The organism is Labrenzia sp. C1B70 (assembly GCF_000475395.1).
GTDB lineage: Bacteria > Pseudomonadota > Alphaproteobacteria > Rhizobiales > Stappiaceae > Roseibium > Roseibium algicola.
In genome coordinates this window covers 156871-176421 of the sequence record NZ_AXCE01000010.1, presented here as the reverse complement: position 1 = coordinate 176421, position 19551 = coordinate 156871, and the positions used below count along the sequence as shown (strand labels likewise).

Annotated in this window: 19 protein-coding genes; 11 read left to right on the top strand and 8 right to left on the bottom strand. The window is 59.3% G+C overall.

The features are described from left to right. From Q666_RS46675 to Q666_RS46665, 3 genes are all read right to left on the bottom strand, one after another. Entirely contained in the window at positions 1-957 is a 957-nt protein-coding gene (locus tag Q666_RS46675; RefSeq protein WP_023003484.1) for a TAXI family TRAP transporter solute-binding subunit, read from the bottom strand. A 208-nt stretch (positions 958-1165) separates the two neighbouring features. Then, positions 1166-1906, bottom strand: a complete 741-nt coding sequence (locus Q666_RS46670; RefSeq protein ID WP_023003486.1) for a cell cycle transcriptional regulator TrcR — start codon at positions 1904-1906, stop codon at positions 1166-1168. A 155-nt stretch (positions 1907-2061) separates the two neighbouring features. After that, entirely contained in the window at positions 2062-3066 is a 1005-nt protein-coding gene (locus Q666_RS46665) for an NAD(P)H-quinone oxidoreductase (RefSeq protein WP_023003487.1), read from the bottom strand. 183 nt (positions 3067-3249) lie between these two features. Here Q666_RS46665 and Q666_RS46660 point away from each other — a divergent pair, with 183 nt between their 5' ends. Beyond that, a complete protein-coding gene (locus Q666_RS46660; RefSeq protein ID WP_023003488.1) occupies positions 3250-3447 on the top strand; it encodes a DUF1192 family protein in 198 nt (65 codons plus the stop codon). 414 nt (positions 3448-3861) lie between these two features. Continuing rightward, positions 3862-4401 (top strand): DUF1465 family protein, encoded by a 540-nt coding sequence (locus Q666_RS46655; protein WP_023003489.1) that lies wholly within the window; start codon positions 3862-3864, stop codon positions 4399-4401. Positions 4402-4776: 375 nt separating this feature from the next. Here the strand turns inward: Q666_RS46655 and rpmE are convergent, their stop codons facing one another. Beyond that, positions 4777-5001, bottom strand: a complete 225-nt coding sequence (gene rpmE / locus Q666_RS46650) for a 50S ribosomal protein L31 (RefSeq protein ID WP_006932159.1) — start codon at positions 4999-5001, stop codon at positions 4777-4779. 319 nt (positions 5002-5320) lie between these two features. Here rpmE and Q666_RS46645 point away from each other — a divergent pair, with 319 nt between their 5' ends. Continuing rightward, positions 5321-7129: an ABC transporter transmembrane domain-containing protein gene (locus Q666_RS46645; RefSeq protein ID WP_031285011.1), complete on the top strand. Its 1809-nt coding sequence runs from the start codon at positions 5321-5323 to the stop codon at positions 7127-7129. A gap of 65 nt (positions 7130-7194) precedes the next feature. On the opposite strand, the gene Q666_RS46640 is transcribed toward Q666_RS46645, so the two are convergent. Both Q666_RS46640 and Q666_RS46635 read right to left on the bottom strand, forming a co-directional pair. Continuing rightward, positions 7195-7986 (bottom strand): 3-oxoacyl-ACP reductase family protein, encoded by a 792-nt coding sequence (locus tag Q666_RS46640; protein WP_031270533.1) that lies wholly within the window; start codon positions 7984-7986, stop codon positions 7195-7197. A gap of 135 nt (positions 7987-8121) precedes the next feature. After that, positions 8122-10029, bottom strand: a complete 1908-nt coding sequence (locus Q666_RS46635; RefSeq protein ID WP_023003493.1) for a propionyl-CoA synthetase — start codon at positions 10027-10029, stop codon at positions 8122-8124. Positions 10030-10214: 185 nt separating this feature from the next. Here Q666_RS46635 and Q666_RS46630 point away from each other — a divergent pair, with 185 nt between their 5' ends. Continuing rightward, entirely contained in the window at positions 10215-10979 is a 765-nt protein-coding gene (locus Q666_RS46630) for a sulfite exporter TauE/SafE family protein (RefSeq protein WP_023003494.1), read from the top strand. Between the two features lie 201 nt (positions 10980-11180). Beyond that, positions 11181-12815 (top strand): acyl-CoA synthetase, encoded by a 1635-nt coding sequence (locus tag Q666_RS46625; RefSeq protein WP_031270534.1) that lies wholly within the window; start codon positions 11181-11183, stop codon positions 12813-12815. A gap of 58 nt (positions 12816-12873) precedes the next feature. Here Q666_RS46625 and Q666_RS0133190 read toward each other — a convergent pair whose 3' ends face one another. Continuing rightward, positions 12874-13053, bottom strand: a complete 180-nt coding sequence (locus Q666_RS0133190; RefSeq protein WP_031270536.1) for a DUF465 domain-containing protein — start codon at positions 13051-13053, stop codon at positions 12874-12876. A 355-nt stretch (positions 13054-13408) separates the two neighbouring features. Here Q666_RS0133190 and Q666_RS46620 point away from each other — a divergent pair, with 355 nt between their 5' ends. From Q666_RS46620 to Q666_RS46610, 3 genes are all read left to right on the top strand, one after another. After that, positions 13409-13615: a DUF465 domain-containing protein gene (locus Q666_RS46620; RefSeq protein ID WP_023003497.1), complete on the top strand. Its 207-nt coding sequence runs from the start codon at positions 13409-13411 to the stop codon at positions 13613-13615. 148 nt (positions 13616-13763) lie between these two features. Further along, the gene (gene purE, locus Q666_RS46615) at positions 13764-14252 is read left to right on the top strand and encodes a 5-(carboxyamino)imidazole ribonucleotide mutase (RefSeq protein WP_023003498.1); all 489 of its coding nucleotides are present in this window, start codon (positions 13764-13766) and stop codon (positions 14250-14252) included. Positions 14253-14281: 29 nt separating this feature from the next. Then, entirely contained in the window at positions 14282-15373 is a 1092-nt protein-coding gene (locus Q666_RS46610) for a 5-(carboxyamino)imidazole ribonucleotide synthase (RefSeq protein WP_023003499.1), read from the top strand. Between the two features lie 91 nt (positions 15374-15464). On the opposite strand, the gene Q666_RS46605 is transcribed toward Q666_RS46610, so the two are convergent. Then, positions 15465-16862 carry an MATE family efflux transporter gene (locus Q666_RS46605; protein WP_031270537.1) on the bottom strand — a complete coding sequence of 466 codons (1398 nt, stop codon included), beginning with the start codon at positions 16860-16862 and terminating at the stop codon, positions 15465-15467. 403 nt (positions 16863-17265) lie between these two features. On the opposite strand from Q666_RS46605, the gene rpsU reads away from it, so the two are divergent. From rpsU to Q666_RS46590, 3 genes are all read left to right on the top strand, one after another. Further along, positions 17266-17493, top strand: coding sequence for a 30S ribosomal protein S21 (gene rpsU / locus Q666_RS46600; RefSeq protein WP_008188883.1), 228 nt, complete (start codon positions 17266-17268; stop codon positions 17491-17493). A 168-nt stretch (positions 17494-17661) separates the two neighbouring features. Then, entirely contained in the window at positions 17662-18513 is an 852-nt protein-coding gene (locus tag Q666_RS46595; protein ID WP_208984760.1) for a tetratricopeptide repeat protein, read from the top strand. Between the two features lie 173 nt (positions 18514-18686). Then, positions 18687-19547, top strand: a complete 861-nt coding sequence (locus Q666_RS46590; protein ID WP_023003503.1) for a sulfotransferase domain-containing protein — start codon at positions 18687-18689, stop codon at positions 19545-19547. Positions 19548-19551 lie beyond the last annotated feature (4 nt).

The following is a 19551-nucleotide window of genomic DNA, read 5'->3' as shown; positions in this document are numbered from 1 at the left end:
TTACTTCTGGGCGTCGGTCAATTCGATGCCGGCTTCCTGATAGTAGCGTGCGGCACCCGGGTGGATCTTGCCGGTGATATTGGCCATCAGTGCCTGGTCGACACCGTTCCACCACGGGGCTTCTTCGCCCATCTTGGCTTTTTCGTCCCAGAAGGTCTTGGTCAGGGCATAGGCTGTGTCGTCGTCCATGGCGCTGGTCGTATAGGCAACGACCGGCAGCGAGGTGGTGACGATGTCCTCGGCCTGGCCGGCATAGGTCCCGGCCGGAATGACCAGTTTAGAACGCTTGGTTTCGGCAATCTGGTCGTCGCTGAGCGAAAGCACTGTCACGTCCGCGGAGGCAGCCGCCTCGATGACATTCGGCGCGGGCCAGGAACCGGCGGTCACGAAACCATCGATCTGGCCGTTCTTGAGTGCGGCAACCGCATTGGAAAGTTCCGCGTCAGCGATGTTCACCTTGCCTTCGAGACCGAACATCTTGAGATATTTCTCGCCTTCCGTCGCACCGAAGGAGCCCTTGCCGAGAAGGATCGTCTTGCCTTCCATCCCGGCAAAGTCGGAAACACCGCTATCGGCCGACATGACGAAATGCATGGTCAACGACGGGATCGGAAACAGGGCACGGATTTCATCGAACTTCGGATCGCCCTTGCCTTCGAACATGGCCTTGCCGCCCTGGGCAAGGGAAACGAGCGCTGGCGGCGTCGTGAACACATAGTCACCACCGCGCGCCTTGGCTTCCATCACGTTCTGAACGGAGCCCTGGCTTTCTTCCACGGTGACAATCATGTCGCCATTGCTGCCGGCCTTGATGGCTTCCGCGATCTGGACACCCATCTGGTAATAGGAGGAACCGGTCTTGGCGGATTTATAGGTGATCCGCGTTTCCGCGTGAGCCTGGAACGAGCCAAAGGCGAGGGTCAGGCCAAAAGCAAGTTTCAAAAGTCTGTAGGTCATGAGCGTCTCCCGAATTTTTCAGGGAGATTATTGTGTGATCCTCAACGTGGCAACGCGTTTTCACATGATCTGGGTACGGCTCATGTCGAAAATTCAGCCATTCCACACCCTGGGCGGGCAAGCCGGAAACATGCGTCTGGAAGGTCAAACAAAAACCGCCGGCTGAACTCAGCCGGCGGTTCCAGAATTTGCAGAAAGCGGGAAGCGATCAACGGTTTTCGTCGTCTTCTTCGTCTTCGTCCTGAGTTTCGCTCTTCAGCGAGTTCAGTTTGGCGAACACGGCATCGGCGTCGATTTCCTCTTCTTCCTCGCGCTGGATCGGCTTGGACGGATCGAGCGAGAAAGCAGCTGCGATAGCGTCTTCGCTGGTGCTGTCTTCGACGGACATCAGGGTCTCGTTCACTTCGCCTGCCATCGGCAGCGGAGCATACTTCGCAGCCTTTTCGACTTCCATGTCCAGCTCAAGCTGGCTGCACAAGCCCAGGGTAACCGGGTCGGACGGCGTCAGGTTGGCAGAGTTCCAGTGGGTCCGGTCGCGGATTGCGGCAATGGTCGGCTTGGTGGTGCCGACAAGGCGCATGATCTGCGCATCCTTCAGTTCCGGATGGTTGCGCACCAGCCACAGGATCGCATTCGGACGGTCCTGACGACGGGACACCGGCGTGTAACGCGGTCCCTTGCGCTTGGATTCAGGCACGACCACCTTCGAACCCTGAAGCTTCAGCTGATAGTTCGGATCTCTCTGAGCCTTTTCGACTTCTTCACGGGAGAGCTGGCCGGTCAGGATCGGATCAAGGCCCTTGATCCCCTGTGCGGCTTCGCCATCGGCAATTGCCTTCACTTCAAGCGGGTGCAGTTTGCAGAAGGAGGCGATCTGAGTGAAACTCAGCGCGGTATTGTCCACGAGCCAGACGGCGGTTGCCTTCGGCATAAGCGGCGTGTTCGCCATCAGATAAATTCCTCTCGTCTGCTCCCTCGCCCGGCAGGGCGAAAAAGCGGTGTTCCTTGATCAGTTTCCTGGAAAGTGGCCGGAATATATGTCGAAAAACACGGAAACGCAAATACTCGCGTAACAATCGCGCAGTTGCAGGTTTCCATCCGGCATCAGACATCCACCGTCAGGACGATTTTTCCAATATGGCCAGAGCCTTCCATGCGCCGATGGGCTTCCGCGGCCTCGGCCAAGGGGTAGGTGGAATCCATCACGGGCGCGACTTTGCCCGATTCGAGCAGCGGCCAGACCTTCTCTTTCAGGCTTTCGGCAATTGCCGTCTTGAACGCATCGCTGCGTGGACGCAGCGTCGACCCCGTATGCGTCAGGCGCTTGACCATCAGGCGAGAGAAATTGACGTTCTCCGCAATGCCGTTCAGCGTCGCGATCTGGCAGATACGCCCTTCCACCGCTGCCGCTTTCCAGTTCCGTTCAACATAGTCACCACCGACCATGTCCAGGATCACGTCAACCCCTTCGCCGCCCGTGATCTCCAGGATCACCTTTTCGAACTCCGCTTCACGGTAGTTGATGGCGTGGTCCGCTCCAAGCTTTTTCACCGCCTCGGCCTTTTCCGCCGACCCGACGGTGGTGAAGACTTCGGCGCCGAAAGCCTTCGCGAGCTGGATTGCCGTCGTGCCGATACCCGAGGTACCGCCATGCACCAGGAAGCGCTCTCCGCTTTTCAGGCCGCAGCGATCGAACACATTGGTCCAGACAGTGAAGAAGGTTTCCGGAACGGCTGCGGCCTCCACCATGGAAAGCCCCTTGGGAACCGGCAGGGCATGTCCTTCCGGCACCTTGCAGTAGGTCGCATAGCCACCGCCAGGGGCGAGCGCCGTTACCTTGTCACCGATCTTGTGCCGATTTGCTCCTTCGCCCAGAGCCACCACTTCGCCAGAGACTTCTAGCCCCGGCAAATCGGACGCGCCCTTCGGCGGCGGATAGGCCCCCTTGCGCTGCAGGACATCCGGCCGGTTGACACCGGCAGCCGCCACCTTGATCAGGATCTCACCTTGTCCCAATTCGGGAATGGACCGCTCTTCAACGCGCAGAACCTCCGGTCCTCCGGGCTCTGAAATGGCAACGGCGGTCATGCGATCCGGCAGATTCTGCATAGAGGCGTTTCCTTTTTGGTTCATTTTGGGACTGGCTAGGCCAACTGTGCCTGGCATATGGTAAATCGAGCGTCTGTCTATTTGCAGGAAAACAGCCCGGCGAGGCAACCCGCCCGGGCTCGGGTTAAATAACGGTCGGAAACGCGGCCGGACCCCGATCTGGGACCGCAGAGGAGGAAACCGATGAACCTGTTTGATGAAGATGTCCCCAAAAAATCACCACTTGGCGCGGTTACCGTAGGGGAAGAACTGTCTCGTCTTTCCGAGGCCGAGCTGCAGGAACGGATCGAAGCCCTGAAGGGTGAAATTAACCGTACCCAGAAGGAGCTTGAGCAACGCGGCACTATTCGCGATGCAGCCAACTCAATTTTCCAGAAGTGACCCTGTAAATTATTACAGAACTTGAGTTTATGTCCTTTTTTGACACGCACTTACAGTAAAGCTGATAGGTAAAAATTTACTCGTTTACCTCTTATTAATCTTTCTAAAATATAAACATAGCTATCCAGTCATCTGGATGTGAGTGGCTCCTGTCCACTCTGTTTGACGCCTCCCTGTTAAAGACTCAGAGCCGCAACCAAGCGGCTCTTTTTTTTGCCAACGCCTCATAGTATCTTGTCAATGTTCTGGTTAATGGCCGTTTACTTGTCCGTTTGGCACGCGCTTTGCTGGATACAGGCCATGAAGACCTGCATCGTTCCAAAAAGGAACACCTGAAACGGGATGTCAAATCCCGGGACAGACCAAGAAGAGATGGCAGGATAACCGGAAGAGTAATTGAGGCTTAGCAATCCTATGACGGACGACATCAAAAAAGCCGGTGACACAGGAAGCGCAGTTCATATCGCGCATCACCTTGCCAGCTCCGACAGCTTCCAGAGCCTGTTTCAGGAAGGCATGTCGCTGGTCGAGGAAACCGCAATGTACCTGGACGGCAACGGCCGCGAAGAAGCCAAGCAGCTTCCGCGTCCTGCCTCCCTCGCCTACGCGACGGAATCCATGCGTCTGACCACCCGGCTCATGCAGCTGGCTTCCTGGCTGCTGCTGCAGCGTGCGGTAAACGAGGGCGAGATGTCCCGTGAGCAGGCCGGCAGTGAGAAGAACAAGGTTCGCCTCGACAAGCTGTCCACAGCTGCGGGCGGCCCAACCTGGACTGATCTGCCGGAAACGTTGCGCGAGCTGGTTGACCGCTCTTCCCGGCTGCAGGAACGCGTCGTCCACCTCGACAAGATGCTGTACCGCAAGGACGCAGAGCAGGTCGAGGAAGCCACGAACGACAATCCGGTCGCTTCCCAGATCAACAAGCTGCACGCCGCATTCGGCAAGTTCGGCTAAGTCCGATCAACCTCTTTCGAATTCGAAAAGCCGCCGCAAGGCGGCTTTTTGTTTTGGGTGAGCCTGCGCCGGATCCCAGTAAAGCCCCAGGATGCCTCCCGAGTAGCGAAGCGTAGATCCAAAGCCTATACTCAACGCCAAGTGCCGAAGCGCCAGAGTTTGCTGATGAAGGTCAACACGCTCCAGTTTTCTGGCCAAGTCTCTAGCCAGGTCTCTGGTCAGCTCTCTGGCCAGCCCTCAGGAAACGGGTAGACCCAGGATCTCGCGGTGCTCGCCCGGGGTGACATTGTATTTGCTGCGCTTCCTGCGGGCCTCAAAACACAAAAAACCCGGCCAGAGGCCGGGTTTTTCGTTTGAAACTGTCGTGGCTGAAGCTTAGGAGCCCAGGAAGCCAGCGAACTTGTTCTTGAAGCGGGACACGCGGCCGCCGCGGTCCATCAGCTGACGGTCACCACCGGTCCATGCCGGGTGGGACGTCGGGTCGATGTCGAGCGTCAGGGTGTCGCCTTCCGCACCATAAGTGGAGCGGGTGGTGTATTCGGTGCCATCGGTCATGACGACCTTGATGGTGTGGTAGTCGGGATGAATATCCGCTTTCATGGCCGGTCCTTTCAAGCGCCCTGTGACAACCTTCCGGGAAAGCCGCCAAGCAAACGCAAAACGAAATGAGGGGCCGCCGATCCGGTTGCGGACGCCGCCCTCAGAAACATGAGGCGGGGATATACCCCATGGAAGGAGCCAAGACAAGGGGCAAATTCCGGCAATTTCCAGCTATCTCCGGCAAAGGATTTCAACCCCTCGCCGACGCGGCCCGCTTTCCTCCGGCAAAGCCCTTTTAAAGCTCTTGGCGGCTTTGTCCAAAGTCATTGTCCGCACTGCGGAACATGCTAAGACGGGAAGGAACAACAAGGAGACCCCAGTGGCCGACGCCCCTGCCAACGAAACCCAATCCCCATCCGGAAAGTCCCGCAGATCGCTTCGCCCGCTTACCCGGCTGCTGCCGTATCTCTTCCGGCACAAGACCATGGTTGCAGCGGCAGTCGCAGCCCTGTTCTCGGCCGCTGTCATAACGCTTGTTCTTCCTGCGGCGGTCCGCCGGATGATCGACTTCGGCTTCGGCGCCGATGACCCCGCGCTGGTCAATTCCTATTTCGCCGTGCTGATCGGCGTGGTGTGTGCCCTGGCAACTGCCAGTTCCGTTCGCTATTTCCTGGTCATGTGGATTGGCGAACGGGTCGTCGCCGATGTGCGCTCCGATGTCTTTGCTCATATGACCAGGCTCAGCCCGGTCTTTTACGACAGCGCCAAATCCGGGGAAATCCTCTCCCGTTTGACGGCCGACACCACCCAGATCAAGGCTGCCTTCGGCTCCAGTGCGTCGCTTGCGATGCGCAACCTGATCATGTTCCTGGGCGCTGCCGTGATGATGGTCGTCACCAGTCCACGGCTTTCCGTTATCGTTCTGGCAGCTATACCGGTCATTCTCATTCCCATCCTCGGCTTCGGGCGCCAGGTGCGCAGAAGGTCCCGCTTTGCCCAGGATACCCTTGCTGAAGCATCAGCCTATGCAAGCGAGATGTTGGGCTCGGTCCGCACACTTCAGGCCTTTACCCATGAAAGCCGCAGCGCAGGCCGCTACGCAGATGCCGTCAATGCCGCCTTCCAGGCTGCCCGCCAGGCAATCGTCGCCCGCGCTGCGCTGACCGGTTTTGCCATCATGGTGATCGGGGCCAGCATCGTCGCCGTCCTCTGGATCGGTGCGAGCGACGTCTTCTCCGGCAGGATCACCGGCGGTGAACTCAGCCAGTTCCTGCTCTATTCCATTCTGGCGGCCGGATCCCTGGCTGCCCTCTCCGAGGTCTGGGGCGAACTCTCACAGGCAGCCGGTGCGGCAGAACGCCTGTCGGAACTTCTGGAAATCCAGCCGGAAATCGCCGCACCTGAAAACCCGGTCAGCCTGCCTGAGACGCCACGCGGCGAGATCGTCTTCCAGGACGTGTCCTTTGCCTACCGTAACGCGGAGAAAATGCCCGTCGTCCGCGACCTCAGCCTCACCATATCACCGGGCGAAACCGTGGCCGTGGTCGGACCTTCCGGCGCAGGCAAGTCGACCCTCTTCAGCCTGCTGATGCGGTTCTACGATCCCGTCTCGGGTGACATCCGCCTCAATGGCGTTGCCCTGCCGGATCTCGACCCGGAAGACCTGCGCCGCCATATCGCACTGGTGCCGCAGGACACGGCTATCTTTGGCGCCAGCATTGCGGAAAACATCGCCTACGGACGGCCGAACGCCAGCCAGGAAGAAGTCATCGCCGCCGCGGAAGCAGCGCTTGCGGCCCCCTTCATCGAGAAGATGTCGGACGGCTACGACACCATCGTCGGCGAACGCGGCATTACTCTTTCCGGCGGCCAGCGCCAGCGAATTGCCATTGCCCGTGCTGTCCTGAAACACGCACCCGTGCTGCTGCTGGACGAAGCCACAAGCGCGCTCGATGCGGAAAGCGAAAATCTGGTCCAGCAAGCCCTCGACCGGCTGATGGAGAACAGGACCACGCTGGTGATCGCGCACCGGCTGGCGACGGTTCTCAAGGCAGACAGGATCGTGGTGATGGAAAACGGCCGGATTGTCGAAACCGGGACACACGGCGAACTGACCGCTGCTGGTGGCCTTTACGCCAAACTGGCGAGGCTGCAGTTTGGTGCCGAGCTGGACGCGGAAACCGCATAGCCCGTCAAACGTGAAAAGGGCGGCAAGATTGCCGCCCTTCTTGGCTGATGAATGCCGATGTCAAATCACGCGTCGTCGGGAACCGCGACCGTGTAGTTGAGCGGCATGCGGCCTCCGTCGGCGAAGATCGTCTGACCGGTGACGTAGCTGGCATCGCTGGACGCCAGGAACGCGGCGACGCTGGCGATTTCGGACGGTTCGCCAACGCGCAGCATCGGCGTCCGCGACAGGATGCGGTTCTTCGCCGCCGGATCGCTGTTCACCGACGCCAGCATCTCGGTCATGATCGAGCCCGGACCGATGGCGTTGACGCGGATACCGTACTGGGCAAGCGACAGAGCGGTCGTCTTGGTCAGCTGCGACATGCCACCCTTCGAAACGCAGTAGGGGATCTGGTTCGGGATCGCGAGCACCGAGTTGACCGACGACATGTTGACGATGCAGCCCGGCTCGCCACCGTTCTGAACCTTTTCCACCATGTGGCGGGCAACGGCCTGCGAGCACAGGAAAGCACCCTTCAGGTTGATCGACAGGACGCGCTCGAAATCCTCTTCTTCCAGGTCGAGAAAATCCGCGCCGACCACGATGCCGGCGTTGTTGACCAGCACATCGAGGTCGCCATAGGCGTTCAGCGTTTCGGCAACCAGATTGCGAACGTCCAGACGTTCAGCGACGTTGCAATGGATGTACATTGCCTCGCCCTGCGATTTCAGATCTTCAGCCGCGGCTTCACCGGCTTCGTCATCCACATCGGCAATCACGACCTTCGCGCCATCGGCGACAAAGCGCTTGGCGACTGCAAATCCGATCCCACGGGCTGCCCCGGTAATGATGGCGACCTTATTCTCCAAAGACACGGAAACCTCACGGCTGCTTGAGTTTAATTCTGATGCGCAAATAGCGCGGGCCGCTTCGCGGCGGCCCGACATTAAGTGTCAAAAACGGCTGTGTCGATGGCTGTTATCGCCCTCCAGCAACGTCACCTGGTCAATTCAGACGGAAATCCCGTGTGTTTTGAGCGCTTCGGTAATCTCGTCCAGGATTGCCGGATCGTCGATCGTGGCCGGCATTTTCCAGCTTTCTCCGTCGGCGATCTGGCGCATGGTGCCTCGAAGGATCTTGCCGGAACGCGTTTTCGGCAACCGGTCGACGGTGATCGCGATCTTGAACGCCGCCACCGGGCCGATCTTGTCGCGCACCAGCTTGATAAGCTCCTTCTCGATCTCGTCGTGGGTCCGGTCGACACCGGCTTTCAGAACAACGAACCCGCAAGGCAGCTGGCCTTTCAGTTTGTCTGCAATGCCGATGACGGCACATTCGGCAACATCGGGATGCGTGGCCAGCACCTCTTCCATGCCGCCCGTCGACAGTCGGTGACCGGCAACGTTGATGATGTCGTCGGTCCGCGCCATGATCGACAGATACCCGTCGTCATCAATGATCCCGGCATCCGCCGTCTTGTAGTAACCGGGGAACTCGGCGAGATAGGCATCGAAGAATCGCTTGTCCGCATTCCACAAAGTCGGCAATGAACCCGGCGGCAGCGGCAGTTGCACCACGATGTTGCCAAGCGTATTGGCGCCCAGCGGATGGCCGGCATCGTCCAGCACCTGGACGTCGTAGCCGGGCATCGGCACGGTGGGAGACCCCGGCTTGACCGGCAACTGGCCGAGACCAACCGGATTGCCGACGATGCACCAGCCGGTTTCCGTCTGCCACCAGTGGTCGATCACCGGCACCTGCAATTGGTCGATGGCCCAGTTGACCGTTTCAGGGTCCGCACGCTCTCCCGCCAGAAACAGGGACCGGAACTGGGACAGATCATATTTCTGGATCAGCTCGCCTTTCGGGTCTTCCTTGCGAATCGCCCTGAAGGCAGTCGGCGCCGTGAACAGCGACACGATGTTGTGGTCGGAAATAACCCGCCAGAACGTTCCCGCATCCGGCGTCCCCACAGGCTTGCCCTCGAACACGATCGTGGTGCAGCCGTGCAATAGCGGCGCGTAGCAGATGTAGGAATGGCCAACCACCCAGCCGACGTCTGATGCCGCCCAGAAAACTTCCCCTGGCTGAATGTCGTAAAGGTTCTTCATCGACCATTTCAGTGCCACCATGTGGCCGCCGTTATCGCGAACGACACCCTTGGGCTGACCGGTCGTGCCGGAAGTGTAGAGAATATAGAGCGGGTCGGTTGCCTTCACCGGAACCGGCGCGATCCTGCGCCCGGCCGCGACAGCATCTGCCTGAAGAGCTCCGAGATCGTGGTCCCTGCCCGCTTTCAGGTCCGCCGTCAGTTCCTCGCGCTGGAAGACGAGGCAACTTTCCGGCTTGTGCCTGGCAATATCGATGGCCTGATCGATCAGGGGCTTGTAGGCAATGACGCGGCCCGGCTCGATGCCGCAGGACGCTGCGATGATTGCCTTCGGGGTCGCATCATCGATTCGCGTTGCCAGTTCGTTTGCGGCGAACCCGCCGAAGACGACGGAATGAATGACACCAAGACGCGCACAAGCCAGCATCGCCATCACTGCCTGGGGGATCATCGGCATGTAGATGATGGCCCGGTCGCCCTTGACGAGGCCCTGGTCGGCCAGCACGCAGGCCATGGCCTCCACTTCTTCCAGAAGCTCCGCATAGGTGTAGCTTGCCGTCCGTCCGGTAATCGGGCTGTCATAGATAAGTGCCGGCTGGCCGGGACGACCGCGCTCCACGTGCCGGTCCAGGCAGTTGTAGCAGGTGTTGCACTCCCAATCCGGATACCAGCGGCCATATTGCCCCTGATCGGGATCGAACACCTTGTCGCCCGTCGAGACCCAGTCGATTTCCTCAGCGGCCTCTTTCCAGAACCCGAGCGGATCCTGTTTCCAGCCCTGGTAGATCTCGTGATACCGGCTTGCCATGACAATGTCCTCCCAAACACAAGCCCGGAGACACAGCTCCGGCTTTTGCGGCCTAGAGTGCTGTAAGGGCACCCGAAATTGCAAGCCTCCGCTTATAGGCAATTCGGCCTTCGGGACTTTACGTAAGCACTCTGGCATGATTGTCTGCCGGGCCTGTCCGTTCTACTCCTCGCGTTTCTCAGCACATGATCCCAATTACTGATCCCTGGTTCTATGCGGCCGCCATTCCGTCGGTCTTTCTGGTCGGCCTGTCCAAGGGCGGGTTCGGCGGCACCTTCGCCATGCTTGGAGTGCCGATCATGGCGCTCGTCATTTCACCACTGCAGGCCGCCGGCATCATGTTGCCGATCCTGATCGTGATGGACATTGTCGCGCTGATTGCCTATCGCGGCCGCGCTGACTGGAAAACCCTCAGCATTCTGCTGCCCGCGGCCGTGATGGGCATTGGCATCGGCTGGGCCACGGCCGCCTATGTCAACGACTCCTTCGTCATCTTCCTGATCGGCATAATGTCCCTGGCCTTCGTCGCCGATTATCTCTTCAAGCAGCGCAAGATCACCACCGCGAGCGGCCACAATCTGCCGAAGGGCACGTTCTGGGGCATGATGGCAGGCTTCACCAGCTTCATCAGCCACACCGGCGGCCCACCCTTTCAGATGTACATGCTGCCGCTGCGCATGGCGCCCATGCTGTTTGCCGGAACGGCGGTCATCTTTTTCGCCACCGTGAACGCGATCAAGCTGGTGCCCTATTTCCTGCTGGGACAATTCGACGCCACCAACCTGTCGACCTCCGTCACGCTGTTTCCAGTTGCGCTGGTGGCAACACTTGTCGGCGTCTGGCTGGTGCGCATCGTCAAGGCGGAAATGTTCTACGCCATCATCTATATCTTCATGGGCGTGATCGGCGCCAAGCTGACTTATGACGGAATTGTCGGCCTTCTTGCCTGACATGGCGTGCAGGGTGGATCGTCTAAGGGGATACCCCCGCCAATGACCAATTGCGCGGCAAACCGTTTCCGGTTTTGATACGGCCAAAATCAACTGGTCACCGTGCCGTTCCCCCATGTGGCGGAGGGCACCAGAGTGGTCTCAAGACGTTTTTGGCATCCCGTTCCCATCTGCTGGCGGGATGCTTCAGGGAGGATGGTCATGGATGCCAGCGTCAACCCCTTCGCCCGGGGTCTCGACAAGAACACCGCCAATTATGCACCGCTCAGTCCGCTGAGCTTCCTGGCAAGGGCGGCGGATGTGTTTCCGGACACGGTTGCGATCGTCCATGGCCGTCAGCGGACCGACTACCGGACCTTTTATCGGCGGGCGCGCCAGCTTGGATCCGCACTGACGCGGCTCGGAATCGGCAAGAACGATACAGTCAGCGTCATGCTGTCCAACGTGCCGCCGATGCTGGAAGCTCACTACGGGGTGCCGATGGCCGGTGCGGTTCTGCATTCCATGAACACACGTCTCGATGCTGCTATCATTGCCTTCCAGCTCGACCATGCCGATTGCAAGGTGCTGATCACCGATCGTGAATATGCGCCGGTCGTCAAGGAAGCCCTGTCGATTGCGACGGTGACACCTACCGTGATCGACTTTTCCGACACCGAATTTCCGCAGGAAGGCGAACGTCTCGGCAGCCTCGACTATGAGGAATTCGTGCAATCGGGCGAGCCGGACTTTGCCTGGTCGCTTCCGGATGACGAATGGGATGCGATCGCGCTCAACTACACCTCCGGCACCACGGGCAATCCGAAGGGCGTGGTCTACCACCACCGCGGCGCCTATCTGCTGGCCCAGGCGAATGTGATTACCGCCTCCATGGCCAAGCACCCGGTCTACCTCTGGACCCTGCCGATGTTCCACTGCAACGGCTGGTGCTTTCCCTGGTCCCTGTCGCTTGTCGCCGGAACCCATGTCTGTCTGCGCTGGGTCCGCCCGCAAACCATGTGGGACCTGATTGCCGATGAAGGCGTCACACATCTGTGCGGCGCGCCGATCATCATGTCGACGCTCCTCAACGCAGCGCCCGAGCACAAGCGCGATCTTGACCGCGAAGTGGAATTCTTCACAGCCGCCGCCCCGCCGCCGGAAAGCGTGCTCGCAGCCATGAAGACCGCCGGTTTCAACGTCACCCATCTCTATGGCCTTACGGAAGTCTACGGCCCGGCGGTCGTCAACGACTGGAAGGTCGAATGGAACGACCTGCCGCTTGCCGAACAGGCACAGAAAAAGGCACGCCAGGGCGTACGCTATGTCGCGCTGGAAGGTCTGACGGTGCTCGATCCGGAAACGCTGGAGCCGGTGCCCGCCGATGGCGAGACCCTTGGCGAGGTCATGTTCCGTGGCAATGTCGTGATGAAGGGCTATTTGAAAAACCCGGAAGCGACAGAGAAGGCCTTCAAGGGCGGCTGGTTCCATTCCGGAGACCTCGGCGTCCTGCACCCCGACGGCTATGTCCAGCTGAAGGACCGGTCCAAGGACATCATCATCTCCGGCGGTGAGAACATCTCCTCCATCGAAGTGGAAGAAGTGCTCTACAAGCACGCCGACGTGCAGGCCGCGGCTGTGGTGGCGAAACCGGACGAGAAATGGGGCGAAACCCCTTGTGCCTTTGTCGAGCTGAAGGACGGTTCAACGGTTAGCGAGGCCGACCTGATTGCCTTCTGCAGGCAACACCTTGCCAGCTTCAAGGCTCCTAAGACTGTTGTCTTCTGCGAATTGCCCAAGACCTCGACAGGCAAAATCCAGAAATTCGCCCTGCGCGAGCAGGCAAAGGCGCTCTAGCGGCTGAAAACAAAAACGCCGCGCAATGCGCGGCGTTCAATCTCAGTGGAACTGCCCTCTAATGGAGCGTTTCCTTTTCCCGTATTCGCGTAATCTCATCCTTGATCTTGAGCTTTTGACGCTTCATGTCAGCCAATTGCAGGGAGTCTGTACTCGGATGTAACTGAGCGTCTTCAATCTTGCGTTCCATTTCCGCGTGACGGCGCTCAAGTTCTGCGAGATGCGACTGCATTGACATGGATAACCTCCTGTCTGTTGGCTCAACATTTTCATCGTGCCACAGGAATTCCGGCGTTGTCGATTGTTCTTTGCGCATAGCTTGAGCGTTTCGCCGTCAAATTATGCATTCTCGCTGCTATCCTTAGGAAACCCTGAAGAAGCGGCCCCAATTAAGACACTTAAGACTCACGAAAATTACCCTTGAAAGATTTGCCAGTTCACAAGTTTTCAACATACGAAATCGTGACCTGCACCCCGGTTCGCGTGACGAAAGCAAGGGACTTTTGAAAACCGGCCACCGGCTGGCCTAAGATGATATCTTGCCCGTCATCGGCAAAATGGATTAGGACTTATCTCCTGTTTGGGGGACATAGATGGCGCAGATGGATAGTGATGCGTTGCGTTTGCAACTGGCGCAGCTTCGCCAGGAACACAGAGATCTTGATGCGGCCGTGGAGGCACTCGCCTCAACTTCGAACCAAGATGCCTTGCAGCTGCAGCGGCTGAAGAAGAAGAAACTGATGATCAAGGACCGGATCACGGCACTTGAGGATCAGCTGTTCCCGGACATCATCGCCTGAGCTTGCCTGCCACCGGGTTTCCCGCATCGGCACCATGCACCCCGAATGTGAATTTCCGACACGAAATCTGCCGATTCGCGCTTGCGATGCGCGGCGCGCTGCCTATACTCCGCGGCTCTTCTGAGCCCGCCGGAAACTGGAGCATTTTATGGCCAAAGCGGATGTCGCCATCATCATGGGAAGTCAGTCGGACTGGCCGACAATGAAACACGCCGCCGACACGCTGGACCAGCTCGGCGTCAGCTACGAGGCACGCATCGTCTCCGCTCACCGCACGCCGGACCGGATGTACGACTTCGCCAAGAGCGCAAAGGCCGAAGGCTTCAAGATCATCATCGCAGGCGCAGGCGGTGCAGCCCATCTTCCAGGCATGACTGCGGCCCTGACGCCGCTGCCCGTCTTCGGTGTTCCGGTCGAAAGCAAGGCGCTTTCCGGCGAGGACAGTCTCCTGTCCATCGTGCAGATGCCCGCCGGCATTCCGGTCGGCACGCTTGCCATCGGCAAGGCGGGTGCCACCAACGCCGCCCTGCTGGCCGCTGCCGTCCTGGCCCTGCATGATCCGGCAATCGACACCGCCCTCACCGCCTTCCGCGCCGAGCGCACTGCCGCCGTCGCCGAAACGCCATCCAACGACTGAAATAGCCCGACGCGGGCAGGATCCATACCATGAACGCCAAAACCCGTTTGAGCCCAGGCGACACCATCGGCATCCTTGGTGGAGGCCAGCTCGGCCGGATGCTGGCGCAGTCGGCCGCCAGCCTTGGTCTGAAGACACATATCTTCTGCCCGGATCCGAACAGTCCCGCTTTTGACGTCAGCGCCACCTTCACGGTTGCGCCCTATGAGGACATCGACGCGCTCGACCGCTTCGCCTCTTCCGTCGACGCCGTCACCTATGAATTCGAAAACGTGCCGGGCCCGACCGCTGCCCATCTCGACGCCAAGGTTCCGGTGCGCCCCGGTGTACGCGCGCTGGAGGTTTCCCAGGATCGGCTGTTCGAAAAGCAGTTTCTCTCCGGTGCCGGTGTTGCCATTGCCGACTTCGCCGACATTGCCTCGCAGCAGGATCTCGAAGAAGCCGTTGCGCGTTTTGGCGGTAAGGGCGTACTGAAGACCCGCCGCTTCGGCTATGACGGCAAAGGGCAGCAGATGATCCGCAAGCCCGAGGATGCCGACAGCGCCTTCGAAAAGCTCGGCGCAGTACCGATGGTGCTCGAGGCGCTTATCCCCTTCGAGTGTGAAGTCTCAGTGATTGTCGCACGCGACCTGGACGGCGGCATTGCCTGCTACGACGTTGCCCGGAACCATCACGAAAACCACATCCTGAAGACCTCGACTGTTCCGGCCGGCGTCTCGCAGGCAACGCTGGACGCAGCCCGTGCGATGGCCGGGAAGATTGTTGCCGGTCTGGATTATGTTGGTGTCATGGGCGTTGAAATGTTCCTGGTGCGCGAGGCAGCGGGCGAAAGACTGCTGGTCAACGAGATTGCACCGCGCGTTCACAATTCCGGCCACTGGACGCAGGACGCCTGCCTGACGTCCCAGTTCGACCAGCACATTCGCGCTGTCGCCGGCTGGCCTCTTGGCTCTGCAGAGCGGCATTCGGATGCCGTCATGGAAAATCTCATCGGCTTCGACGCCGACAGCTGGCACGAGGTTCTCAAGGAACCCGCCGCCCGTCTGCATCTTTACGGCAAGGCCGAAACCCGCGAAGGCCGCAAGATGGGCCACGTCAACCGGATCTCGTTAAAGTCCTGAACAGGACCATCTGAAAAGGATTGAAAAAGCCCCGGACACGAGCCGGGGCTTTCTGGTTTTGACGCCGATACGTTGCCGACACGGGGCTGGCTCAGCCGGGCACGAGACCCAGCTTTTCCCGTCGGGCAAAGCGCAGGTTCGCCAGCACCGCAACGGAGGCAAGGCCGCCCGCCAGGCCGCACCAGACACCGACCCCGCCCCATTCGGCCACGAAACCAAGTCCAAGCGACAGGCTGATGCCGACGACCCAGTAGCCAAACAGGGCGTAGAAAAGCGGTATCGTGGTGTCGCCCAGGCCGCGCAGGTTATTGACACCGATAATCTGGCCGCCATCGGCAAGCTGGAACAGTGCCGCAACCGTCAGGAACGAGACGCCATAGGCCATCACTTCCCTGGCTTCAGGGTCGCTGAGGTCGAGATATGCGCCCACCAGCTGCTCCGGGATCGTCCAGAAGAGAATGGCAAATAGGCCCATGAACAGCATGGTCACGACCAGCGCGGTCCAGCCGGCGCGGCCGACCCCCTTGTGGTCGTCCCGCCCGGAAGCAAGGCTGACGCGGGTCATGGCGGCCACGGACAGACCGACAGGCACCATGAAGGTGATGGATGCGATCTGCAGGGCGATGCCGTGACCGGCAAGCGGAAGCGTGCCCAACCAGCCGATCATCACCGACGAGGCCGTGAACAGGGAGCCCTCTGCAATGATGGTCAGTGCAATCGGCGTTCCCAGCCGGACGATCTGGAAGAAGACAGGCCAGTCCGACCGCCAGATACGGCCAAGAATGTTGTAGCGCCGCAGCCTGGGGTGCAGCACGGCATACGCCAGCAGGAACAGGAATGTCGTTGTCGCACTGATAACCGAGGCAATCCCCGCCCCAACCAGTTCCAGGCGCGGGAAACCGAGTTCGCCGAAAATCAGCACATAATCCAGGAACGCATTCGCGATGGCACCGGCAATCGTCGCCCAGAGCACCACCTGCGTCCGCTCCATTACGGTCAGGAAGCCGCGCACGGCCATGATCAGCAGAGCGGGCAACATGGTCCATTGCAGATAGACCATGTAGACTCCCGCGAGCCTGGCCAGTTCCGGCTCCTGCCCCAGCATCAGCAGAATAGGCTCGATGAAGATCAGGATGCCCCAGACCGGAATGCAGAACAGGACGGAAATCCAGAAACCCATGCGCACGGCCCGGCGTAGGTCGCGCAGCTTTTTCTGGCCGCGGGCACGGGCGGCAAGCGGAATCACCGCCTGCAGCACACCCATGCCGAAAAACCAGACCAGCATGTAGAAATTGAAGGCCAGCACGGAGGCAGCAAGCTCCTGCGCGCCGAGACGTCCGATCATCAGAACGTCCGTGGTATTGATGGCCATCTGGGCCAACTGGGCCCCGGCAAGCGGCAACCCCAGAGAAAGGGTAGGCCGTATGTCGCTCCGCCAAAGGGACTGGCTCTTGTCCGAATCGGGAGCCCTTGACGCGTTCTGCGCCATTGTTTCCTCCAACAATGTGGGCAAGGTCACGCCTTCTTGCACGAGGCTCTTCTGACCGGGGTGAGACATCCACCTCTAGTCGTGATACTGTCCGGTGTCCACACTTGTTCTACGGGTTGGGGACACGCTCCGGCGCAGGTGCCGGAATCCGATTTTGGCGGGTTTCTTTGCGAATGCCTGTGGACACATAGGGTTTGCTCTGGTATTAAGCGCGCCAAAGTGAGCGACGCGTCAGCGGCGATAAGGTCTCTGTACACAAGTGGATGCTTGGTTGATCGGTAAACCGATGGGCATTCGCATGTGTTTTTGAAACCACCGTAAGGTTCGTTGGCGAAGTCTCGCTTCCATCATGGTTATTCTTGCTGCGGATCCTCTGCAGCGCATCGAAAACGGGAAAAAACGCGTGCAGGTTCTGGTTCGCGACAACAATGTCGATCAAGCGCTGAAGGCGCTCAAGAAAAAGATGCAGCGCGAAGGCATCTTCCGTGAAATGAAACTTCGCGGTCACTTTGAAAAACCGTCCGAAAAGAAGGCGCGTGAAAAGGCTGAAGCAATTCGCCGTGCACGCAAGCTGGCTCGCAAGCGGGCACAGCGTGAAGGCCTGCTCCCGGGCAAGTCCGCTCGCCGCTAAGTTCGGCTTGAGCGTTTCTGGCGGATTTGGCCGCCAATCTTCTCAAAACTGCCCTAAGGCCGACCGAAGTTCCGGTCGGCTTTTGGCGTTTTGCGGGGAATGCTTCCGGCTCGGTTCAAAGAGCGTGAAGCAGCCATACTCCCGCCCTATTGGAGGCAGATGAACGGCATGTCTAATCGCTTGACCCTTAGAGATCGTATGTGCCGCATGCGCAAGTTTCTGCCCCATGCAACGTTGCTTGGCCTTGCTGCCGTGCTGTCGGCCTGCACCACGGGCGTCTACGACGATGTGCCGACCAATGCTTCGGCAGGGTCTTCGACCAACATCGCCTCTCTGACGGCGGTGATCGATGCCAATCCGAACGATGCAAGCGCCTACAGCACCCGCGGCATTGCCTACGGCCAGGCCGGCAAGCTGGACAAGGCGGTCGAGGACTTCAATCGGGCTCTGCAGCTCAACCCGCAGTCCTACCAGACCTATGCCAACCGCGGTCTTGTCTATCGCCGCATGGGCCAGAACGATCAGGCGGTCTCCGACTACACCCGCGCGATCAACATCAAGCCGGACTATGACGTGGCCTATGTCGGGCGCGGCAACATCTATCGCCAACAGGGCAACTACAACGCTGCCCTTGCCGACTTCAATTCCGTCATCACCCGTGACAGCAGCGATGCCCGTGCGTTCTACAATCGCGGTCTGATCTACCAGGCGCAGAACCAGCATCAGCGCGCGATCGAGGACTTCGCGACTGCCATCGGCCTGAACCCGAAGGCAAGCGCTCCCTATATCGCTCGCGGCATCTCCTACATCGCGGTAAACGACCCGAACGCCGCCTTCTCGGACCTGTCGATGGCTGTCAACCTCGACCGGGATTCCGCTATTGCCTGGGCGAACCGGGGCCTCGCCCAGGAAATGCTCAACAATCCGAAGGATGCGCGCCGGAGCTACACCCGTGCGATCACGCTGGACAACTCCAACAAGATCGCCCGCGAAGGTCTTGGCCGCGTCGGCAACGGCTGATCCGGCCACGACACCCAGCAAGCCTTTTCATCTAGTATCGCGCTCGCACATCGCTGCGAGCGCAGGTTGCGCAAGTGCACCCTTTTCGACGTCAGCGTTCATTCGTGTTAGCGTTTTCAAAGCGATTCGCCACGAGACCGCCGTTCCAGACGAAGAAAAGCCAGCTTCGCACCATGACAGCCAGTCCCATTCTCGTAACTTCGCCGACCACGCGTTCAGGAACAACGCTCCTGCAACGGCTGATCACAAGCTCGGAAAACGGAATTTGCTACGGGGAAACCTGTGGGCGCCGCATCATCAACTTGTGCGAGTTTGCCCACAAGGAGATTGTAAACGTCCAGAACAACCAGGAACGGCAAGCCTTCGAGTGGAACAACATCTTCGAAGAGAACTATGACTACTGGATGGTTGGGCTGGATCTGCCGGCAGAATTTCCAACCCATGCGCTGGTCGGAGCCGTGCAGGTCTACAGGCAGAGCTACGACGATGCGACGCAGGCAATCGACAAGGATATCTGGGCAGTAAAGGTTCCCAATGTTTCCTTTCAAAGCGTCGTCAAGACGTCGGACCTGATCAGCGACCTCAAATGCATCTACATCTATCGGAATGTCTACGATGTCCTGAGGTCGCAGAAGTCGAAGGGCTGGATCACTGACCTGTCGAAGCTTGTCGAAGGCTGCACCGAGTGGATCGCCAACACGGAAGTGATCGTCACGCTGAAGCGCAATCAGTTCGAGAACCTGCCGGCAATGCTGCACGTCATCGAATATGAGGACCTGACGGAAAACCTTCAGGAGAATATCGACCGGATAGAGGCCTTCACCAACCTGACGGGCATCAAGCCCGAAGTGGCCGACACGAAGATCAACACCTGGAAACCGACGTCTGCAACGAACTTCGAGCCAGAAGTTTCCTATACGCCGCCTCAAAACCTGTCCCGTCAGGAATGCGAAATCATCGACAAGATCTGCGGTCACCGCATGCGGGAGCTCTATCCCGACCTGCAAATGGAAAGATATCTGGCGAACGCCTGACCGC